17 protein-coding genes and 4 tRNA genes are annotated in these 20,648 nt (G+C 38.4%); 6 read left to right on the forward strand and 15 right to left on the reverse strand.

All coding sequences use genetic code 11. The annotated features are described in order from the left end of the window. Positions 1–26 precede the first annotated feature (26 nt). From ACYVFA_RS25565 to ACYVFA_RS25600, 8 genes are all read right to left on the reverse strand, one after another. Positions 27–1,130 carry a helix-turn-helix domain-containing protein gene (locus ACYVFA_RS25565; protein WP_460474706.1) on the reverse strand — a complete coding sequence of 368 codons (1,104 nt, stop codon included), beginning with the start codon at positions 1,128–1,130 and terminating at the stop codon, positions 27–29. A gap of 140 nt (positions 1,131–1,270) precedes the next feature. Then, positions 1,271–2,458 (reverse strand): elongation factor Tu, encoded by a 1,188-nt coding sequence (tuf, locus tag ACYVFA_RS25570; protein ID WP_460474707.1) that lies wholly within the window; start codon positions 2,456–2,458, stop codon positions 1,271–1,273. A gap of 333 nt (positions 2,459–2,791) precedes the next feature. Continuing rightward, positions 2,792–2,863 (reverse strand) — tRNA-Thr (locus tag ACYVFA_RS25575). An 85-nt stretch (positions 2,864–2,948) separates the two neighbouring features. Next, positions 2,949–3,021, reverse strand: a tRNA-Gly gene (locus tag ACYVFA_RS25580). Between the two features lie 7 nt (positions 3,022–3,028). Further along, positions 3,029–3,114: transfer RNA gene (locus tag ACYVFA_RS25585), tRNA-Tyr, on the reverse strand. Between the two features lie 206 nt (positions 3,115–3,320). After that, positions 3,321–4,373 carry a porin family protein gene (locus ACYVFA_RS25590; RefSeq protein ID WP_460474708.1) on the reverse strand — a complete coding sequence of 351 codons (1,053 nt, stop codon included), beginning with the start codon at positions 4,371–4,373 and terminating at the stop codon, positions 3,321–3,323. Positions 4,374–4,425: 52 nt separating this feature from the next. Further along, positions 4,426–5,316 (reverse strand): hypothetical protein, encoded by an 891-nt coding sequence (locus ACYVFA_RS25595; protein WP_460474709.1) that lies wholly within the window; start codon positions 5,314–5,316, stop codon positions 4,426–4,428. A gap of 62 nt (positions 5,317–5,378) precedes the next feature. Next, entirely contained in the window at positions 5,379–5,933 is a 555-nt protein-coding gene (locus tag ACYVFA_RS25600) for an RNA polymerase sigma factor (protein ID WP_460474710.1), read from the reverse strand. 694 nt (positions 5,934–6,627) lie between these two features. Between ACYVFA_RS25600 and ACYVFA_RS25605 the strand changes: the two genes are divergently transcribed. Next, a tRNA-Cys gene (locus ACYVFA_RS25605) sits at positions 6,628–6,698 on the forward strand. Positions 6,699–6,786: 88 nt separating this feature from the next. Here the strand turns inward: ACYVFA_RS25605 and ACYVFA_RS25610 are convergent. After that, a complete protein-coding gene (locus tag ACYVFA_RS25610) occupies positions 6,787–7,521 on the reverse strand; it encodes a hypothetical protein (RefSeq protein ID WP_460474711.1) in 735 nt (244 codons plus the stop codon). A 193-nt stretch (positions 7,522–7,714) separates the two neighbouring features. After that, positions 7,715–8,680 carry a hypothetical protein gene (locus ACYVFA_RS25615; RefSeq protein ID WP_460474712.1) on the reverse strand — a complete coding sequence of 322 codons (966 nt, stop codon included), beginning with the start codon at positions 8,678–8,680 and terminating at the stop codon, positions 7,715–7,717. A gap of 273 nt (positions 8,681–8,953) precedes the next feature. Between ACYVFA_RS25615 and ACYVFA_RS25620 the strand changes: the two genes are divergently transcribed. After that, on the forward strand, positions 8,954–10,138 hold the full coding sequence (locus ACYVFA_RS25620; protein WP_460474713.1) for an MFS transporter: 1,185 nt from the start codon (positions 8,954–8,956) through the stop codon (positions 10,136–10,138). Here ACYVFA_RS25620 and ACYVFA_RS25625 read toward each other — a convergent pair. The 4 genes from ACYVFA_RS25625 to ACYVFA_RS25640 all read right to left on the reverse strand — a co-directional run bounded on the left by ACYVFA_RS25625 (position 10,135) and on the right by ACYVFA_RS25640 (position 14,930). After that, positions 10,135–10,572, reverse strand: coding sequence for an NUDIX hydrolase (locus tag ACYVFA_RS25625; RefSeq protein WP_460474714.1), 438 nt, complete (start codon positions 10,570–10,572; stop codon positions 10,135–10,137). The genes ACYVFA_RS25620 and ACYVFA_RS25625 overlap by 4 nt on opposite strands. 378 nt (positions 10,573–10,950) lie before the next feature. Beyond that, positions 10,951–12,471, reverse strand: coding sequence for a S10 family peptidase (locus ACYVFA_RS25630; protein ID WP_460474715.1), 1,521 nt, complete (start codon positions 12,469–12,471; stop codon positions 10,951–10,953). Between the two features lie 173 nt (positions 12,472–12,644). Then, entirely contained in the window at positions 12,645–13,403 is a 759-nt protein-coding gene (locus ACYVFA_RS25635; RefSeq protein WP_460474716.1) for a hypothetical protein, read from the reverse strand. A 60-nt stretch (positions 13,404–13,463) separates the two neighbouring features. Continuing rightward, positions 13,464–14,930 (reverse strand): PKD domain-containing protein, encoded by a 1,467-nt coding sequence (locus tag ACYVFA_RS25640; RefSeq protein WP_460474717.1) that lies wholly within the window; start codon positions 14,928–14,930, stop codon positions 13,464–13,466. Between the two features lie 518 nt (positions 14,931–15,448). Here ACYVFA_RS25640 and ACYVFA_RS25645 point away from each other — a divergent pair. The 4 genes from ACYVFA_RS25645 (at position 15,449) to ACYVFA_RS25660 (ending at position 19,219) form a co-directional block, all read left to right on the forward strand. After that, a complete protein-coding gene (locus ACYVFA_RS25645) occupies positions 15,449–15,886 on the forward strand; it encodes a hypothetical protein (RefSeq protein ID WP_460474718.1) in 438 nt (145 codons plus the stop codon). Between the two features lie 196 nt (positions 15,887–16,082). Beyond that, complete coding sequence (locus ACYVFA_RS25650) at positions 16,083–17,141, forward strand: sensor histidine kinase (protein ID WP_460474719.1); 1,059 nt, start codon at positions 16,083–16,085, stop codon at positions 17,139–17,141. A 116-nt stretch (positions 17,142–17,257) separates the two neighbouring features. Continuing rightward, entirely contained in the window at positions 17,258–18,382 is a 1,125-nt protein-coding gene (locus tag ACYVFA_RS25655; RefSeq protein WP_460474720.1) for a sensor histidine kinase, read from the forward strand. Positions 18,383–18,427: 45 nt separating this feature from the next. After that, the gene (locus ACYVFA_RS25660) at positions 18,428–19,219 is read left to right on the forward strand and encodes a LytR/AlgR family response regulator transcription factor (protein WP_460474721.1); all 792 of its coding nucleotides are present in this window, start codon (positions 18,428–18,430) and stop codon (positions 19,217–19,219) included. 326 nt (positions 19,220–19,545) lie between these two features. Here the strand turns inward: ACYVFA_RS25660 and fmt are convergent, their stop codons facing one another. Then, positions 19,546–20,457, reverse strand: a complete 912-nt coding sequence (gene fmt / locus ACYVFA_RS25665) for a methionyl-tRNA formyltransferase (protein ID WP_460474722.1) — start codon at positions 20,455–20,457, stop codon at positions 19,546–19,548. Between the last annotated feature and the right edge of the window lie 191 nt (positions 20,458–20,648).

Raw genomic sequence — 20,648 nt, forward strand, 5'->3', positions numbered from 1 at the left:
ATGTAAGTTGGCACTAATTTATATAGCTATATTTGATTTGTCTGTATAATATATTCCTTAGGTGACATTCCAACCATTTTTTTGAAAGTCCGGTTAAAAGTAGTTTTTGAATTAAAGCCACAATCGAACGCTAAAGAGAGTAATGTGTATCGCTGGCTATCAGGTATTAAAGCGATTATTTTAAATTCTTCAATACGCAGTTCGTTAATATATTCGTAGAAATGCTTTTGTTCGAATGAATTAATTACCTGTGATAATGTATTCTGATGAATGTCAAGTTTCTCAGCTAAATCTCCTAAAGTCAGTTCGGGGTTTTTAAAGAGTTTCTCTTTTTTCATCATTTCATTTAATTGCTTATGAATCTTTATTGCTTCTTCTTCTTTTAAAGTTGATTTCTGATACTTTACCTTTTCCTGAACTTCTTCTATCACCGTAACAATCGTATGTTGAGTTGGTATATAAGCTAAATTGTAATTACTGAATACATTACCTTGTTTAATACCCAGATAACCAATCAATAATACATACACAGTTACCGAGGCAAAAGTGAGTGCATCATTGCCCAGAATAACCACAAGCCATATAGCACCGATACCATATATCAGATATACTATCCATTTTACTTTTAGCGCTTCAGGTAACGAGAAGTTGTTTCTGATATTTTTCTTATGCTTATAAAGCAGTTGTAAACAAAAGCTGACATAAGCAATACCAGATAAAATAATAGTGAAGAAAATAATGGTTGTCTGCATTTCAAAGCCTGAGCCATTTTTTTGGTAAACCAGAATTTTCTGCTCTGGTGAAAGCAATATGAAGGGACTTATAGAAAGATAAGCCAAAAAAGCCGGGAGAAAATGAAGCAGCAAATAGGATTGCTTAGCAGGTAATATTAATGCGCGTATATAGAAATATAAAAAGGGGCCATGCAGTAATGGCATTGGAATTTCAAGCCCTAATAAATATGAAAAGTGAACATATTGCCCACTAAAATGCAGGTAGAATAATTGCAGATGCGCTCCAACAAAGCATAGCCAGATAGCTAAGATTATATCTGCCTTTGATTTGCCCTTTTTGCTTATCAGCACAATTGCCAAAAAGAATGTAATGATGATTCCGGTTAGATAGAGCATACTCTTGTATTGTTTCTTTAGTAGACAGTACAAACGACCCAAACCCCTATTGGCTCTATTCTTTTTGCTTTGCAGGGGATAAAAACAAAAAGCACTTCCTTGCGGAAGTGCTTTTCTATATTCTTAGCTTAATTTAAGGATTAAGCAAGGATTTCAGTTACCTGACCAGCACCTACGGTACGTCCACCTTCACGAATCGCGAAACGAAGACCTTTATCCATAGCGATGGCGTTGATTAATTTCACTTCGATAGTGATGTTATCACCAGGCATAACCATTTCCACACCTGCTGGAAGAGTGATCTCACCAGTTACGTCAGTTGTACGGAAATAGAATTGAGGACGGTATTTGTTAAAGAATGGCGTGTGACGACCACCTTCTTCTTTGCTCAATACGTAAACCTCAGCTTTGAAGTGCGCATGTGGTTTAACTGAACCTGGTTTACAGATAACCATACCACGTTTGATATCAGTTTTCTCAATACCACGTAACAATAAACCTACGTTATCACCAGCTTCACCACGGTCAAGGATTTTACGGAACATTTCAACACCAGTTACTACTGATTTCAAACCTTCAGCACCCATACCTAAGATTTCAACTGGCTCACCTGAGTTGATGATACCTGTTTCGATACGACCTGTTGCTACAGTACCACGACCTGTGATAGAGAACACGTCTTCAACTGGCATCAAGAATGGTTTGTCAGTTGCACGAGCTGGAAGTGGAATAAATGTATCTACTGCATCCATCAATTGTTCGATAGTTGCTACCCATTTCGCTTCTCCGTTCAATCCACCAAGAGCAGAACCTTGAATTACTGGAATGTTATCGCCATCATATTTGTAGAATGATAACAAATCACGGATTTCCATTTCAACAAGTTCTAATAACTCCGGATCATCAACCATATCCACTTTATTCATGAATACAACTAATTGAGGTACACCTACCTGACGAGCCAAAAGGATGTGCTCGCGAGTTTGTGGCATAGGACCGTCAGTTGCAGCTACTACAAGAATAGCACCATCCATCTGAGCAGCACCAGTTACCATGTTTTTCACGTAGTCAGCGTGACCAGGACAGTCAACGTGAGCATAGTGACGATTTACTGTTTGGTATTCTACGTGCGCAGTATTGATAGTGATACCACGTTCTTTTTCTTCTGGGGCATTATCAATTGATGAGAAATCTCTTTTATCAGCCAATCCTTTCTCAGAAAGTACCTTTGTGATGGCAGCTGTTAAAGTTGTCTTACCGTGGTCAACGTGACCGATAGTACCAATGTTTACGTGAGGTTTGCTACGGTCAAAATTCTCTTTTGCCATGATTATTAAAGTCTAAATATTAGATTTATTACAAAATTTATTAACTATTCACTTTGATGAGCCTTCCTGCAGAACTGTTAGATTGAACTTGTCATTTTCCTGGTTACGAAAGAAAACTCCTAAATTAGCAGAACAGAATCAGATAATTACAACACCTTTCTACAACCTATCTTAATTCTAATTCCCTTATTAAACAAAAAATGCTCGATGCAAAGCTAGAGCCTTCAAGCAGGATTGAACAGTGCGACTGCCGCTGCCGACCTCTTCCTTACCAAGGAAGTACTCTTCTTTTCTGAGCTTTTTCTTATCTCAAGATTACTCCTTCAAAGTTAGAGCCTTCAAGCAGGATTGAACTGCCGACCTCTTCCTTACCAAGGAAGTGCTCTACCACTGAGCTACGAAGGCATTCTTAAAAAAAGTAAGACAATTCTAGAATCAGCAACAACTAACCGTTACCACCTGCATCTTGAAATGTCTATCGTTTTTTCTGAGCGGGAGACGGGTCTCGAACCCGCCACCTATAGCTTGGAAGGCTATCGCTCTACCAAATGAGCTACTCCCGCTAATAATTGGTGGGGGCGGATGGATTCGAACCACCGTAAGCGTAAGCTAGCAGATTTACAGTCTGCCCCATTTGGCCACTCTGGTACACCCCCAATTATTTATTTCCCTTCTTCAGAACACTTATCAAAGAACGTTACGTTCCGAATGGGAGTGCAAAATTAATTCCTTTTTTTTAATTGTCAAACATTCGCTCACAAAAAAAATAATTTCTTTTTTATTTTTTTTCATCCCCCCCATTTTACACGCAAAAAAGTGGCAAAAATCGCAGTTTTTACCACTTTTCATAATATTATTTTTTTTACAATCTTATCCCGATAGTCCAGGCTTGTAGGCCGGCGGTGTTCTTTTGGCCAGATCTGAATAAATCTCCCATATCATATCGACCGAAAAATGTGATCCCTCTTCTTCTACCGATTTCAGCCGTAAGACCATAACGGAAATCATTCATGCCATAATTGTTTCTATCAATTTCTTTTTTGCTGCTATCGTTAAACTTCAGTTTGCGGTAGGTTCCTATTCTATAGCCAATGTATCCACCCAAACCAATTTTCAGTTTAGCCTCTTCAAAACCGAAGTTCAGCATAACCGGCAGGTTCAGACTGGTTTCGACCAATTTGGATTTATTCAGGCTTTTGTTTGATACCAGAAATTCTACCTGCTCATTGGTATGGTCAATATAGTTATTACCTTCAAACATAAAGTTGTTCCAAGCTATCTCAGGTCCATAAGTCAAAGCTAAATCCATCTGTTTACCATTCACCAGAGTGGCATTTCGTTGGAAAGACAAGGCAATAAAACGAGATCCCCACGTTTGTAACGATGGCACGGCTGATGGCCCGTTTGCCCAGTTATTAAGCCCCAGATAGAACCCAAAGTCAGTACGGGAGAAGAATCTACTATTTCCGGCCTTTTTCTTTGGCTTTTCATAGTTCTTATCACGATTATCATCATCGTCGTCATTATCATTTCTATCCGAACGGCTCCAATGATCATTATTCCCGTTGCGAAGCGTATCTCTCCTACTCAACTGGTCTCTGGCATCTCTTGCAACAATCTTGATATTTTTACCATCACTGCTCATCAGTAGAATCGTATCTTGCTTGGCACCATCCTGCCCAATCAAAACTAATGCCTTTTTACGTTCTGATGAATCTACGCCCATTGTCTTCAGGACATTCTCTAAATTCAGGTTACGTGGTAGTTCAAAGTCTTTTTTACTTGAAGTATAAACCGTTACCCGTTTCTTCACACCTCTATCCGTAAATTCTACAATCGTGGTGTCTTGTTTATAAGATGCCTTTACCGAAATTCCTCCCAACAGTAAAAAGAGGATAAGTGCTAGTCTTTTCATTGAATTATTCCCTATTAATTTTTTCTATTACGTCGTCCGTATGTCTATATTACTATTCTCTTCTTTGTATTCTACCTATTCTACGCTGTACAAAGTCTCTTACATCTTCACGTTCTTCTTTCAGTAAACCTTCGTCAACCTTTGCCATTGCATCTTTTACACCTATTCCTTTCAAATCTACTTTCTCACCATATTTGAAGTGTTTATACTCACCATATAATTTGGCTAAGAAAGACTTCTCCTTTTCGGCTTTTTCTGCCATAGTTTCAGTTTCAACAGGATTTTGAACAGCATTTTCTTCTATTGGCGTAATCACAACTACAACTGTTTCGCCGGGATTATATTTATTAGCGATAGAAGAATTATTATCAGCATAAGTAGCTATATCAGAAGTATTTCTACCAGTTAAAGTTTCTGCTTGCAACGCAGTAGACTGCCCCCCCTGAGACGGATTCATTGCGATAGCGTCATTAGATTTTTCTTCTAACTGTGAGGTTGTCTCTTTTACTACAGGTGCTATTGCAGGTGAATTCAATCTTTTTACTAAAGCTATATCCTTAACCGATTGTGTTGATAGTAATTGCTTATCAGTATTTGATTGTTCCTTATTGTCTACTTTGGCTATCTGATTTGAATCGTCCTGGGTGATAGGAAGAACAGATTTTATTTCAGGTGTAACCACAGCAGGTTTCACCTCATAGACTGCTACTTGCGTATCATCCGTATTACGTTGTGATAGAACTCCTATTGTCAGAGCTGCTACTACCCCTGCTGCGGCTGCATAATAGCCCCAGTTACGACTCATAGCAAAAACTCCACCACGACGTTTGGTCTGTTTTTCTTGCAAACGTGCCTGAAATTTCTCAAAAGCCTTTTGAGAAGGTTCCTGGCGGTGTTCTGCCAATTTCTTGGCAAAAAGTTCGTCAATTGGATGTTTCTTCATTTTTATTATTGATATTTTCATATCCCCTGCCGAATCGTCGGCGCGCCCATGAGCGGGAAATATTAAATGACACTTTTTTCTAACTTCATTAACTTACTCTGTAACATGGCTCTCGCCCTACTTAACTGAGATTTCGAAGTACCTTCTGAAATCCCCAATAACTCGCCTATTTCCTGATGATTGTACCCCTCAATGGCATACAGGTTAAAAACCATGCGATAGCCCTCAGGTAATTGTTCAATCAATCTCATTAAATCTTCTGCTTCCAGCTCTGTACTAAAAGCCGAATCGTTTGGTTCTTCAATGGCATACTCCAGATCAACCGCTATCATCTTTTTGCTTCGTACATACATCAGGGCTTCATTAATCATGATTCTTCTGACCCAACCCTCAAAACTTCCCTGAAACGTAAACTGATCTATCTTGTCGAAAATCTTCATGAATCCTTCAATCATCACATCTTCTGCCTCCATTTTATCTCCCACATAACGATTACATACGGCCAGCATCTTCGAAGCAAATTTCTCGTAAAGACGAGTCTGTGCTTTGGAGTCTTGCCTTTGTACGGCTCTTGCGAGGTCGTACTCGTTAGTGAATAAGGATAAAATTCGTGTCATAAAATCATACGTTCATAAGCAAGATGCAAAAAACTATTGAAAGGGTTGCGTCATGAATAAAAAAATATTGATACTCATAAAATATTTTTTGAGATGAGGGTTAGTTGTGCTTGAACTTGTCAATGTTTCCATTTAACTATTGTAAAATAAAAGCCTATACTCCGGGAATCTCAATCGATAATTTGTACACCATTCCTGTCTTCTGGTAAAAAGGTAGTCACCGTAGCGTCTACCTTTTTGAATAGGTGTTTTATGGATTGTAATCCCCTAAATTTCCGACTTAAGATTATGCTTTCAAAGTATTTGGGGAGGTTTTTGCTAAAATCTTACTGTTATTGCCCACACTGCATCTAAGTCCCACCAAACCCGTGGACTCCTGTGCAACCACAAATATTCATTTATTTTAAATTTCTTCTACGCGGCGTCCGCTCCTTATTAAAGCAGGAGTAACCTGAATAGCAATTTTAGGTTTAAAGGAACAAAAAGCCTAGCCCGGTGACTGAGCGGAGCGGACGTCGCAGGGTCGAAGTCCGCGCATTGCCATTATATCAAAGACTTCTCCATAAACCATTCCCCATCAAGCACTTACAGAACTGTAATAAAACGCTCTTTCAAGCAATCTCAGAAATTTTATATTTTTTTTAGATTTTTTTTTGGAGTTTGGTACAATGCTTGTACTTTTGCACTCCCAAATGGTCCTGTGGCCGAGTGGCTAGGCAGAGCTCTGCAAAAGCTTCTACAGCGGTTCGAATCCGCTCGGGACCTCGAAAAACTCAAAACGCAATCCTTACAGATTGCGTTTTTTTATTAAGTCCTATATTCGTTTTATCTCTTTTCTTAATACTATCTGGTATTATTTTCGATATTCTTTCACAAGTTGTAATGTATGATTGGTCCACAAATAAGTAGCAGGGTCAAGAGTTACAACATCATTATAAGTACTTTCCGATACTATTTTTTCAAAACTCTTTTCAAACGAAGTGTTAGGTTTTGTTAAAAGAACTGTACCTGAATTAATTATTGTCACATAAAGTTTATCGGCTTTAAGATTTGATTTGAGTTTATCGATATACTTGTAATCATACAAAATGCAAGTAGCTAATCCTATCTGGCTAGTGATACTCACCAATTCGTCACCAGTGGTTGTATCATTCATTCCCTCAATTTTTAGCTTTGCGTTTTTCAAATTTCTGAAGGTAATATCGAAAACCTCTTTTTCTGTAATTTTATACTGCACTAAGTCAGATTTCATTACATAATTCATTCGTGTATTTCCGTTTGGTCTAATTGTCACCTTCGCGATAAAAGCGCCAATGTTCTTACCTAATTTTTCATGTACTATTAACTGACTAAACTCGTCATTCTCTTCAAAATTGCGAATGATAGGCAAAAAGTATAAGCTATCTTCTTTAATATCTAATGCTTTGTTAATATTTTCACCTACACGTATTTCACTAAAACCTTCCTTTTGGTCGGCTCTGACAGTTATACTGTCTTTTATACTATCTTTTTGTTTTCCATTACTTGTGTCTTTCTGGTTTGTATTTCCGCAACCAAAAAGGCCCAATAATCCACTCAGTAATCCCATAGTTAAGAAAGTTCTATAATGCATTTTCTTTTATTATTATCAATTCTCAAATATGCGAAAACTTTATGGTATACAAAGATAGCTTCTGTTTAATTTGATGATTCTTTTAAATTATTCTCGATGCCTTCCTATAAACCAAAAAAAAAGTGTTGCCAAAATCAGGCAACACTTTCCGACATATTTAAACGTATTACTAACCTTTTTTCCTTTTTTCGGGTTTTGTCTTTACTTTCTCCTCTGTCACTCCATTCACAGTCACTGTGTATTTTAAATCACAGGTACCATCACCGTAATCGACAATTTTTGTATCGCCTGAGAAAGGCTTGATTTCTACTGTTCCGCTCACAGGGAAACCTCGCGAATCTTTACAGGCCAGTTTTACTGTTACTGCTTTCGTAATCGTAGCTGTAAATTCGGTGCCGTCACTCGCTTTAGCACTGGTCGTCCCAGTCGTTTGTGATTCGTCATCGTCTTTATTGGCCGTTCCTTTATTATCTACTACACGTTTTTTAGTACTTGTATAAGTAATTACTTTGTTTGTATTTGTATTGGTAATCGTAATGTTCGATAGTTTCTCGCTGGCTGTTGCTTTACCACTGGCTACGGTTGTAGTAATAGTATGCGTGCCGTTGATCACAAGCGTATCTCTTTTCAGATTTTCATAAGTTACTGTGCGGGTCAAAGTACCAGAAAAACCTGAATCCGGTTTCACAGGCATCGAAATAGTCATTTTTCCACCCACTGCATCATCGCCACATACGCCATTCGCTACGCTGGTATAGTCATATACGATTGTAATTGTATTATTGGCAACTGTTTTGCTCACATCAGCACAATTATCAAATTTGCCTTTCCAGGGTTTATCCCAGCCAATTCCCAGATTTGGGAAATGGCCACCGTGTCCTCCTCCCATACCTTTGTCTCCACCGCCTTCTCCGGTTTCACGGAAACCTCGTCCGCCGAAAGGTAAAAAAGTTACATCATCAACCAATTCGTACACATCTTCTGATTCGTCCTGAATAGTCTGGTTATCGGCTACTGCCGCTGCCGATTGAGCGCTTGGTGTTACAGAATTACTATCGGGGGTTTTGGTACACGCTGCGACTGCCAACCCAATAGCAATGCACAGTGAAGCAATTTTTAAAAAATTGTTTTTCATCGGTTTTAATTAGATTTTAAATAGTGAACAAATAAGAATTTGTGTACACTTTTTACCATAATTATCGAAACTTTTAAGGTATAGATTAGCCAACCTATGACAAGGACGAAGCCGTTTGCAAAAAGGGTTGCACCCTTAGAATTAAAATTTAGAAAAGCCTGATTATGAGCCTTTTCGGCTAAATTTTTTTATAAAATTGTATTTTACCATTGAATGATATTTGGAAACTAAGTTTGTCTTGCAAATACCCTATACGATGCTTTATTTTTGCAGATGGAACAACAATCTAACAGTATATTCTCTCTCCAATATTGGCTTCTCTGTATCAGTTCACTGGTTTTCTTTGCAAGTTTCAATATGCTCATACCTGAGCTACCCGACTATCTGTCTAAATTAGGAGGCGCTGAATCAAAGGGTTTAATCATTAGCCTTTTTACACTCACTGCGGGACTTTCACGTCCTTTTAGCGGACGCCTCACCGACCGCATTGGTCGTGTGCCTGTGATGGCTTTTGGTTCTCTGGTTTGTTTTGTGTGCGGATTCTTCTATCCGTTGGTAACTACTGTTTTCCCTTTCCTGATGTTAAGGTTAGTACATGGTTTCTCTACCGGTTTTAAACCAACCGGAACAGCCGCCTATATTGCTGATATTGTGCCCATCAATAGAAGAGGAGAGGCAATGGGTATGCACGGATTAATGAGTAGTTTCGGAATGGCTTTCGGGCCTGCTTTAGGTAGCTGGATTGCAGATACTTTTTCGATGAATGTCTTATTTTATGTTTCGTCAATGTTTGCACTTATTTCTATTGCCATATTGTATAATATGAAAGAAACACTGCCGAAAAATCAGCAGGAAAAATTTACGATTAATTCCCTGAAGATTAATCAGAATGATGTTTTTGATATAATGGTTTTACCTGCGGCCATTGTGATGTTTCTGACGGCTTTCAGTTTTGGTGCAATAGCTACTTTATCACCTGATTTAAGTAAGAGTATCGGGCTGCATAATAAAGGTTTTTACTTTCTGATTTATACATTGGCTTCATTGTTCATTCGATTACTGGCAGGTAAGGTTTCTGACAGAAACGGCAGGATTCCCGTATTACGCTGGGGGTGCTTTGCGCTGATTATTTCGATGGGCTTTACAGCCTTTGCCCATAATGTTTATCTATTTGTAATAGCCGCTATCTTTTTTGGCATAGCGCAAGGCGTCCTCTCCCCTATTTTACAGGCATGGACTATTGACTTATGCGATGAAAACAACCGTGGCAGGGCTTTGGCAACCATGTATATCTGTATGGAAGCCGGCATCGGTTTAGGCGCATTTCTTTCGGCAGAGATTTACCACAACACCATTGGACGAATGCCTTATGCCTTCCTGTTTATGGGCAGCTTAGCTATTTTAGCCTTTGCTTATTTATTTTCAGGCAAAGTTCGCCGCATGAAAGCGGCTTTCTAAAACCAGTTCTGGTCGAGTTTACCAATGTACTTATCAGGCAGATTTCCTGATAAGTATTCTTTGAGGCTTTTACAGATATTAGGATAGAGATTAACGCTACCTAATTCTTTAATACTCAGCCATCTGATAGCTAAGGCAGAAGTCTGTTCAGCGTTAAGCAGAGGGGTACCTTCAGTAATTTCACCTTCAAAAATAAAATGAATGGTTTGTTTTTGAGGATCGGGGAAATGCACCTCTCCTACCATCATCAACTCACCAATTTCGACTTTAACACCTAGCTCTTCGTCTAATTCCCGAGCCAGGGCAAGTGTTAGCGATTCACCGAATTCCAAATTGCCACCCGGCAAATTATATACATCCTGACCACCATATTGATAATGCATGGTCAGGATTTTTTCATTTTCTATAATTACTACAGCCGTCCTTATTTTCATAGCTACGTAAGTGGATTCTCTTTAATAATAGGAATTGAGTGATTGAGCGAATGAGTGATTAAGTGAATATTTTTTACCAGCCACTATTTCATTCATTGTATTTAAACTTAAAACTCAAAAAATAAACACTAAAAATCATAACCTTAAAACATCATTTCCTGTTGAGGCGGACAGCTAGTCTACGATTAAAAAACACGGAGTGAACTATGATATTGTAAAAGGTTTATCGGTTTTTTAATTGTACGAGTTTAAATGATGCCTGCTTTTTTGGACTACCCGTCTGGGTTACTTTTTTTCAGGTAAAAAAAGTAACCCAGACGGGTATAAGAAATGTGGAATAAATCTATTCAATTATGCTAAAAACCGATTAGAACCATTTTACTTCAAAGCCATCTCATAAAACTTATCCGCATCCTTTTTCAATTTTATTAACGACTCTTTATGAATATACATCATATGTCCAGCCTCAAAATAAGTAAAATTTACATTTTTCTTTTGTTCAGGGCGTAACATCATATGGTTGAAAGTATATTCAGCTGCGAAATATGGTGTGGCCAAATCATAGTATCCCGCCGCTACCCATACTTTTAAATAAGGATTCTTTGACATAGCCTGACGTAAGGTCTCACTCACATTCAAATACTTGTTCTGCACATTGCTATAGTTCCACGGTTGTACTCTTCCTGTCAGAATCAGATATGGCAAATCATTTTCATATTTCAATTCCTGACGCAGATACTGGTTGATTGTTCCTGAATACGGCCCTGAAATAGTGGCATCCAGACTTGGGTCAAACTCATAACGTTCTCCGGCATTGTCATAGTCTGTACCTGTAAAACGCCCATCCAGGCGACCTGCGGTTTTGCCTTCCTCACGCAACAATTCTTTTACGAACCGACTGATTTCAATGCGATTATTGGCTCGTTTGAGATACTCTTTCGACAAACCCGTAAACTTGCTTAGTTTCTCGGTAATCATCGTTTGCTCTGCCTCGCTTGACTGGTCTCCTTTCATTAATATGGTTGAATATTCATTCAGAACAAACTTTTCAACCTCCCGCAAAGTCTTTTGCAAATCTGCCTGATATTCAGGGGCTATCTTTTTATGATACCACGCCATTGCTGTATAAGTTGGCAGAAATAATTCAAACGGCAAATCGTTCCCTTTATCGAAAAGAGCTGTCTGGAAATTCAGAATAGAAGAAATCAACGAAATACCATTGATATACATATTGTATTTATCTTGCAAATAGCCCGATAAACCCGCGGCTCTGGTAGTACCATAGCTCTCCCCAGCCAGAAACTTAGGCGATGCCCAACGACCATACTTCGTAGCGTGCAAACGAATAAACTCCCCTACTGATTCAATATCTTCATTATAGCCTAAAAACTGACGTTCGTTTTCGCCTTGTGCTGCGCGGCTATATCCCGTATTCACAGGGTCAATAAATACCAAATCTGTTTTATCTAACCAGCTGTATTCATTATTAACATACGAATAAGGTGGTGCTAAAGATTCTCCTTTATCACTCATCGGAATACGTTTCGGGCCAATACAACCCATGTGCAGCCACACCGAAGCAGAACCCGGGCCGCCATTAAAAGTATAAGTAACCGGGCGTTTCGATAAATCACTTACGCCATCTTTAGAATAAGCAATAAAGAAGATATTGGCCTTAGCCTTACCACTCTCATCTTTTATTACCATATAGCCTGTGCGGGTGGTATAATTAATGGTCTGTCCACCAATAGTTACTTGTCCTTTGGTTTCAATAGGTGCCGGAGCAGGCGGTGGAGGCGAAGCTGGTTTTTCATCCGGCTTTCTGTCTGTATTCTGGGCGAAGGCCGAAATTGTAAGACAAGTAAAAACAAAAAGGATAGTTAGTCGAAGTCTGGTCATGATAGTTTAGGTAATTGTTATAGAGCAAAAATAGAAAAATTTGTGAGGATGCAAGAAAATATCGGATATAAAAAAAGTATCCTCAATCAGAAGGATACTTTTGGGGTGTATGTTATAAAGTTGTGTGTTGAAAACAGTTTATATTAACCTACCTCTATTTTCTTTAATATTTTTTACTTGATTAATAATGTCAGTTCATAATGCTCTGCCAACTCATAAGGTGGGATAAAAACTCCGACAGTCGAGTCACTATAATCTTTCTCTTCATACCTCACTTTCACCTTTAATTTTTTGCCCGTGCTTATATCTTTAGCTGTGATCTTATATTTCCCTACGGCCACATCATAAATATGATAATCATTAGCAGCTACCCGGCGTACTACTGTTTGACCGGTGCTACCGTCTACTAATGGGCCGTCTGGTACTAAGGTTAGTTCTATATTTCCGACTTCCAGATTATCGAAATCATGCAGTATTTCAATAGTACCACCATAAAAACCATCGTCTCCAAAATTACCAGTTCTTTTACCTGTCAGTTTTAAAGTAAGGTTTTTAATAGCACCGTCATAAGGCGAAAATTGCCCGTCATTTTCCGTAAAAAGCGCTAAATCATAGTTTTGTCCGTTGTATTTTATTTTTACACTCCCTCTCACATAAAAAGAGCCTGACCCTATACCTGTCGGTAGTTTAATGGTGTAATTACCATTGGCATCAGTATAACCAATTCGTGCATCCTGATAATCCAGACTATTAGCTACAATTTTGGCATTAGCAATGGGCTTTTTGTTAACATCTGTTACTCTCCCCTTTACAACTCCTTTTTCTATTTTACCTGAGTTACTTTCTTCGGGTGTAGGCTCTGTGCACTTACATTTATCTGCACAGGCAAATGTTGAGAATGTAAGCAATAATAAACATATGATTGATTTCATGGTCTATAAATATTAAAGTAAAAGGCAGAAAGTATGAGTTCTCTCTGCCTCCTGACAGATTTAAAACTTAACTACATTAGCTGCATTGTTACTGGCAAATGTATTGGTAGTGGCAGCATCACTGTTTACATCAGCGTCAGAGGTATACATAATACCGTAGCCTCCACTATAAGTCAGGCGGGTATTTTTGATAGTCAATTTAGCCCCTTTGCCATAGGCCACCACATTGGCTCTTCTGCCTGATACGATGGTTGCACTACCGCCGCCGCTTATTTCAGCATTCTGTATGATATTCTGATTGCTTACCGAATAAATAATAATTCCTCTCCAATACACCTCATTTTTTCGCACACCTGTTATGACCACTTTCTTGTCAGTTGTTCCCTGGGCAGATAAGTATCCTGTGCGGTTCACACTAATCATGGCATCCCTTTCTACTTCTACTGTTACACCCGGTTTCAGTGTCCAGCCTGTTTCTATTTCCATATTGCCTAATATTCTATATCTGGTTTCATCTTTGAAAGCAGACCAGCTTACATTAGTACCCTCTTTGATAATAGACGAACTGACTTCTACTACATCGCGCTCGTTTGCACCCGTAAATTTCGAGTCTGCGTCCAGAAAAGTAGCATTATACGCATCAATCAGAATACCCGCCTGCGATTGTCTCTCAAAACTATTTCTCTTGAAATCTTTCAATAATGCCCCCGTTTGCACATATAACCCGTAGCCATCGTTGGTGGCAAAAAGGCAATCGGTCAGGCTTATCTGTGCTTTTTTATTACCAAACATGGCCAAACCTGCTTTAGTATTGGTAAAAGCAATCTTACCCGCACCATATTCTATATTCGCAAAAGCCATTGTATTGGCCACACTAGCCGAATAGAGTTTTATACCAGCCCAATAGCCTTTTTGCAGTTGCATACCCGTAAATCTGATACGATTCTCGCTTAATCCTACGGCGCTAATCATTGCTTTTTCTTCAATGCTTAAGCTTTTATCCCGATCGAATGCCATAGTTACACCCGGAGCGATACTCAACTCGGCATTCACTGAAATATCTTTGGTTACCAGATAGTCTGGTTTGGTGTGGTCAATGAATCTATCAACGAGATGTGTTTTTTCATTGATGGGTTTATCGATGGTGATAGGCTCTTTATATTCTACATTAAATCTTACTCTATCCTGACTTTTTTCGTTGCCTTGTGTTACTGTCAGTTCAAATTCATAATACCCCACAATATCAGGCGTGAAAGTTGGTTTCATTGCTGTAGATTGCGCCAATGTCAGCTTACTATTACTAGGCTTACTAACGATTGTCCACTGAAAAGTTTTGGTTTCGTTTCCGGTTGAGGCCGAGCCATCTAAGGTAGCTGCCTGAATAGGCAATACGTCCTGATCAGCACCAGCATTGGCTTTTAGACTCACAACCGGCGTTGGCTTGGGAGTTTCTTCTGTTTCTTTACAGGAAATCAATGCACTGAATAATGCCAGCGAAAGCGGGATAATAATTGATGTACGTTTCATTTTGTTTAACTTTTTCATAATTGATAAATATTTAATGGGTGATTGTATCGGCTTCATCCGATGCTTATCTGCATTTCTTATCAAGACATACAATCCTATTGGTTTTCATAATTTTCTTTGGCTAATCATTTTGTGCTGCAAAACTATGGGTGGTAATAAGGCTTCTTCAAATAGCATCCGTTTCAATTGCAGGATTCAGGTTATTAATTGTGAAAATGAAGAAATGAATTGGCAAATTCTCGGCTGGTGCTTGTGAGGAATCTTCTGGATTTTGTTAAATCTTACGCGTATCTGCGCTTAAAATATGCTTTTAATCACCTTAAGTGACAAAAAACGCTCATTTTACATTTTATACTTCTAAAATCTCAATTCAGCCGTACGAGCCAGCATTTCAGTCAGGATAGTCTTTAAGAATAGACGGTTAAGCACTCATCTTTGCAAAGCGAACGGGAAATCTGAGAAGTAGAAAGACTGATTTGCTTTACCAATTATTTCAAACAAAATTATTTTTACACGTTATGAAAGCTTTACGTTACTCTTTAAAATCTGTTTTAGGCATTTGTATGATGCTTAGCTTGTTTCTTACTTCTTGTGATAAGGATAAAGACAAAGATCCGGCACCGGATTTGGCAACTCAGGTCGCCGGCAATTATTCTTATACAGAAGTAGTAGTTGACGGACAAACCATTCCTGCCAACCAAACCAATATCAAAGGAACGGTTAAAATTACCCGCGCTACTGAAACTACTGTAGATATTGATTTGAATGTCCGTCAGAAAGACACCAATGAAGAATTTCTGGTAGGAAAAGTAGAAGGCGTAAAGGTATCTCAAGGCAATGGTGTGATCGACTTGATTTATGAAGGAGAGAAAGTGGCGTCTGTAAAAGGCAATAAAATATCAATCAAGAGTGTGGATGAGAACGATCAAGAGTTTACACTGGTAGCTATTAAGTAATCACAACTAAATATCCCGCGTGAGTAGATGGCTCTGGCTATTTACTCACGCAAACTTTATCCACATTTTTACAGATTAAACATCGTTTATTTCAATTCATACATAAATATGGTCTCATAAAATACAGTATGCTGAAAGATTCGTGAAAGAATTTTTATTTTTGAAAATTGCCTGACACGCATTGTACTGAAATTTCATGAGACCCAGATTCTTTTCAAAATATGAGTGGTGGTATCATCTCACCATGATGCCCATCTTTTTTGTAGCAGGTAACTATTACTTTATTGGTGATAGTTACTTTTCTGAATTCAAGACTTTCCTGATTGCCACAGAACTCGTTTTTGTATTATACTGGATATCTATTGTTGTGCTTACCATCGTTATCAGATGGGTAATAGCCCGCTTCCCACACTTTCATCAAAACAAAATCCGTCTTTTTGTGATGCTTGTGCTGGTTGGTAGTATAACCATGTTATTAGCTGTTTTTGACGTATGGTCATATAGCATCATCCCCTATCTGAAAGTCGATTTTGTCTGGGATAAAATATGGCCTATTATGATATTAGGGATATTTTTTGACTTTTTTCTATGTGCAGCGCTGGGTTTATTCTATGCCTTTGAAAAATGGAAACAGAACCAGACAGAAAGCGAGAAATTAGAACGGATTGCTTTACAACAGCAATTCGACACGCTAAAAGGGCAGGTTAACCCACATTTTCTCTTTAATAGCCTGAATACACTTTCATCTCTGATCGGAGAAGATAAAGACATGGCCGAGCAGTTTGTAGAAGACCTGTCGAAGATATACCGTTATATGCTGCAAGCAGCTAAAGTTGAATTTGCCTGCCTCTCTACTGAACTTGAATTTCTGGAAACATATGCCCGGCTGCTGAAAGTTCGCTATGGCGAAGGATTACAATTTAATTTTCCGAAGTCGAATTATTATAAAGGGCTCATCCTATCTCCGCTAAGTTTTCAGAATCTGGTCGACAATGCGATTAAACATAATATGATGTCGGTGAATAAGCCTTTACTGATCAGTATTGACGTTTTACCAGATAAGAGAGTGAGGATACAGAATAATTTACAGAGAAAAGTCAGAAGTATCGACACACAAGAATCGTTACTGGCTAATCTCGTAGCGAAATATAGTTTTTTATCCGATGAGCCTGTAACAGTGATTGAAGATAATACACATTTTACCGTTATTTTACCAGTAATTCTGGAAAGAGAGTTAAGCAGTCTGTCGGGATAAACCCTCAATTCAAACGTAGTTTATGCAGATTGATGAAGAGTAGCGGATAAAATAAATAGTATGCAAGCTTACTTTTGTTAATAGGATAATGAATCATGTGTTTTGATAGCAGACGAATGAAAAACCCTTTTACCAATACAATCAGCGGAAAACCTGAAGCCAAAACAAAGTGGTCTTATGCCCTGACTATGCCTGTGTTCCTCATGTTTTTCAGCTATCTGCTAGTAGGCTCAGGCTATTTTTCAGACATTAAAATATTTGCAGGAGCTACGCTGTTAAATGGCTTCTTATTGACCTGTACTTTTCTGATACAGAATCATGTCAATACCATTATTTCGAACAGATATTCTGCTTTAAGCGAAACTATTCAGCGGGTAGCTGTATCTGTATTTACACATGCGGCTCTATCAGGCATATTTTTACTTTTGATTGCAGCCATCTATGTTAAGTTCAGATTATTCGGCTCAACAATCAGTTATAAATCCATCATTATTGTATATGTAATTAATATGATGGCAATTGTGTTAACGATGGTCATACAAGAAACTTTCCATTCACTAGGCCATTGGAAACACCATGAATTTAATAAAGAAAAATTACTGAAAGAAAATATACAAGGGCAATTGCAAAGCCTGAAAGCACAGGTAAGTCCACACTTTTTATTCAATAGCCTTAATTCGCTCTCAACACTCATTGCCGAAGATACAGAGAAAGCCGAAGAATTTGTTGACCAGATGGCCCGTGTATACAGGTATCTTTTACAAACCAATCAATCAACAGCAGACGAAGACCATGTGAATCATCTGACTTCATTACAGAATGAATTGACCTTTATTGAATCTTATTATCATTTATTAAAGACACGCTATGGCGAGGGTATGTATCTGACTATTCGTGTGGATGAGAAATATTTATCATACCTCTTGCCTCCGCTTACCTTACAATTATTGGTAGAAAATGCGGTTAAACATAATGTCATCCGGTCGAGCCGGCCTTTAACTGTTGAAATTGTCAGCACGGCTCACGGGCTTTTACAGGTGCGAAATAACCTGCAAAAGAAGAATGTTTCCGCCTTAGAAAACCTGGAGTCTACACGGATAGGATTAGCCAATATTCAGGCTAAATATAATTTATTAGCACAGAATAAGTCGGTGATTTCAGAGCCTGTCATTGAAAATGGGCCTGATTATTTCATAGTCACTTTGCCTTTGATTGCAAAAACTATTGATCGGAAAAACTAAATATCATAGGTATAAACAAAAGAAAATTAAACTAAAACTGTCACTATGAACGCATTGATTGTTGAGGATGAAGCACTGTCAGTCCGCCGTTTGAAGAAAATCATTAATGAAATTACTTCTGAGATTCATGTAATTGGTGTAACTGATAGCATAGAAGACACAGTAGATTGGCTGGAAACCAATAGAGCTAATAAAAATGCAGACCCTGACCTGATTTTTCTGGACATAGAATTATCGGACGGGCAGAGCTTTGAGATTTTTAACCGGACAGAAGTAAAGAGCACAGTAATTTTTACGACCTCTTATGATGAATATGCCTTACAGGCATTTAAGGTAAATAGTATTGATTATTTATTAAAACCCGTGCACCGGGACGATTTACAGAGAAGCCTGAATAAATACGAGGCATTGAAAGCCACTCCTGCCCAACCAGCGCAGGATTCTTTAAGTGGAATCAAGAAATTGCTCGAAGAATTAAAGATTCACTCAACACCTGAATACCGCGAACGGTTTCTGGTAAAACAGAATCAGAAATTACTATCGATTGAAGTAGGGGAAATTGCCTATTTCTTTACCGACGAACGATACAGTTTCTTTACAACACATACGAATCAGAAATTTCTGGTTGATTATACGCTAGATGAAATAGCAGAAACACTTGACCCTTCACGTTTTTTCAGAATCAACCGGGGCATGATACTCACACATAAGGCTGTTGAAAAAATGGAGCCTTATTTTGGTAACCGGCTAGCCTTAAGTTTGCGCCCGGCGCACGGCAAACAAGCCTTAGTAAGCCGGGAAAAAGTAGCAGATTTCAAGAATTGGATGGGTAAATAAAAGTCAAAAACCTGGGTAGTAGGGAGGGCTTTGCTCTCCTTTTTTATTGCCCTATACCCAATTATTAAATACGCAATTCATAACACAGTTTTATCATTTCCAACGAACTATTATACAGTTCATGAGTCGACACATTTATAGAGTTTCATCAATCGTCTAAGTTTGCATCATGTTATTTGACATCACTCAATTATATGAAAAGCTATTACTTTAAAATTATGAAAAATCTACTGTGCAAATCCACACCAATGTCAGGGCATTAGTAGGTATTGACTCAAAAGGAAAGCCATCCTTGGAAAGATGGCTTTTTTATTTCTTTCAGCATATTACAACCTGAATCCTCTCAGAAAATCTTCTATTCCCATTTTCTTTTTGCCTTCAATCTGCAATTCTTTTATTCTCAGAAACTTGTCGGCGCATTTAAAAGCCAAGAAAGTTTTACCATCTGTTTCTATTTCTCCTGCCTTGACATCTTTCCCCTCTGTATCAGTTAGTTCAGACTGATAGATTTTACACATTTTGTCGGATAAAGTAGTCCACGCTGCCGGATATGGCGAAAGTCCGCGAATAAAATTATGTACTTTTTCCGCAGGTTGATTCCAGTCAATCTCACAGGTTTCTTTAAAAATTTTCGGTGCAGGTCTTAGTTCACTATCTGTTTCCTGTGGCAATTGTGGGTAATCACCTGCTTCAATTGCTTTTACAGTTTTCAATACCAGGTCTGCTCCACGCTCCATCAATCTATCATGTACCGTACCCGCATTATCGTGCGCGTAAATCGGCTCCTTATCTATAAATATGATATTGCCCGTATCAATCTCATGCTTGATGAAAAAAGTAGTTACACCCGTTTCAGTATCTCCGTTAATTACTGCCCAGTTAATCGGAGCTGCTCCTCGGTATTGTGGCAAAAGAGATCCGTGCAGGTTAAATGTACCTTTGGCTGGCATATTCCATACCACTTCCGGCAACATTCTGAATGCTACTACTACTTGTAAATCAGCCTGATAGCTTTTTAACTGCGCTATAAATTCAGAATTTCTGAGTTTTTCTGGTTGTAATACCGGAATGCCTTGCGAAACCGCATATTGTTTCACGGGCGTCTGGTTCATATGCAAACCTCTGCCCGAGGGTTTATCTGGGGCAGTTACTACTGCTACTACCTCACAACCGTTTTCTACCAGTTTACGCAAACTTGCTACCGCAAAATCAGGCGTACCCATAAAAACTATTTTCATGTTTTCTCCGTTATATAATTATGTGGATGCAAAAATACTTGATTTAAAAAAATCTTTGTACCTTTGTTATCTAAATTGCACAAATGAAACAAAATCGAGCAAATAAAGTATTTTTTCGAGTAAAATTCAGGTAGTTTCTTAGATAAAATTCCAATTTTTATCAGGAACGGTCGAATTTTCGCCGTTCTTTT

The organism is Emticicia fontis, assembly GCF_054779675.1.

Bases quoted from the DNA above. Each gene is read 5' to 3' on its own strand.
- tuf (WP_460474707.1), bottom strand. From the start codon at position 2,458: ATGGCAAAAGAGAATTTTGACCGTAGCAAACCTCACGTAAACATTGGT.
- ACYVFA_RS25650 (WP_460474719.1), top strand. From the start codon at position 16,083: ATGAGACCCAGATTCTTTTCAAAATATGAGTGGTGGTATCATCTCACC.
- ACYVFA_RS25565 (WP_460474706.1), bottom strand. From the start codon at position 1,130: ATGCTCTATCTAACCGGAATCATCATTACATTCTTTTTGGCAATTGTG.
- fmt (WP_460474722.1), bottom strand. From the start codon at position 20,457: ATGAAAATAGTTTTTATGGGTACGCCTGATTTTGCGGTAGCAAGTTTG.
- ACYVFA_RS25655 (WP_460474720.1), top strand. From the start codon at position 17,258: ATGAAAAACCCTTTTACCAATACAATCAGCGGAAAACCTGAAGCCAAA.
- ACYVFA_RS25630 (WP_460474715.1), bottom strand. From the start codon at position 12,471: ATGACCAGACTTCGACTAACTATCCTTTTTGTTTTTACTTGTCTTACA.
- ACYVFA_RS25600 (WP_460474710.1), bottom strand. From the start codon at position 5,933: ATGACACGAATTTTATCCTTATTCACTAACGAGTACGACCTCGCAAGA.
- ACYVFA_RS25610 (WP_460474711.1), bottom strand. From the start codon at position 7,521: ATGGGATTACTGAGTGGATTATTGGGCCTTTTTGGTTGCGGAAATACA.
- ACYVFA_RS25645 (WP_460474718.1), top strand. From the start codon at position 15,449: ATGAAAGCTTTACGTTACTCTTTAAAATCTGTTTTAGGCATTTGTATG.
- ACYVFA_RS25615 (WP_460474712.1), bottom strand. From the start codon at position 8,680: ATGAAAAACAATTTTTTAAAAATTGCTTCACTGTGCATTGCTATTGGG.
- ACYVFA_RS25620 (WP_460474713.1), top strand. From the start codon at position 8,954: ATGGAACAACAATCTAACAGTATATTCTCTCTCCAATATTGGCTTCTC.
- ACYVFA_RS25625 (WP_460474714.1), bottom strand. From the start codon at position 10,572: ATGAAAATAAGGACGGCTGTAGTAATTATAGAAAATGAAAAAATCCTG.
- ACYVFA_RS25590 (WP_460474708.1), bottom strand. From the start codon at position 4,373: ATGAAAAGACTAGCACTTATCCTCTTTTTACTGTTGGGAGGAATTTCG.
- ACYVFA_RS25635 (WP_460474716.1), bottom strand. From the start codon at position 13,403: ATGAAATCAATCATATGTTTATTATTGCTTACATTCTCAACATTTGCC.
- ACYVFA_RS25660 (WP_460474721.1), top strand. From the start codon at position 18,428: ATGAACGCATTGATTGTTGAGGATGAAGCACTGTCAGTCCGCCGTTTG.
- ACYVFA_RS25640 (WP_460474717.1), bottom strand. From the start codon at position 14,930: ATGAAACGTACATCAATTATTATCCCGCTTTCGCTGGCATTATTCAGT.
- ACYVFA_RS25595 (WP_460474709.1), bottom strand. From the start codon at position 5,316: ATGAAGAAACATCCAATTGACGAACTTTTTGCCAAGAAATTGGCAGAA.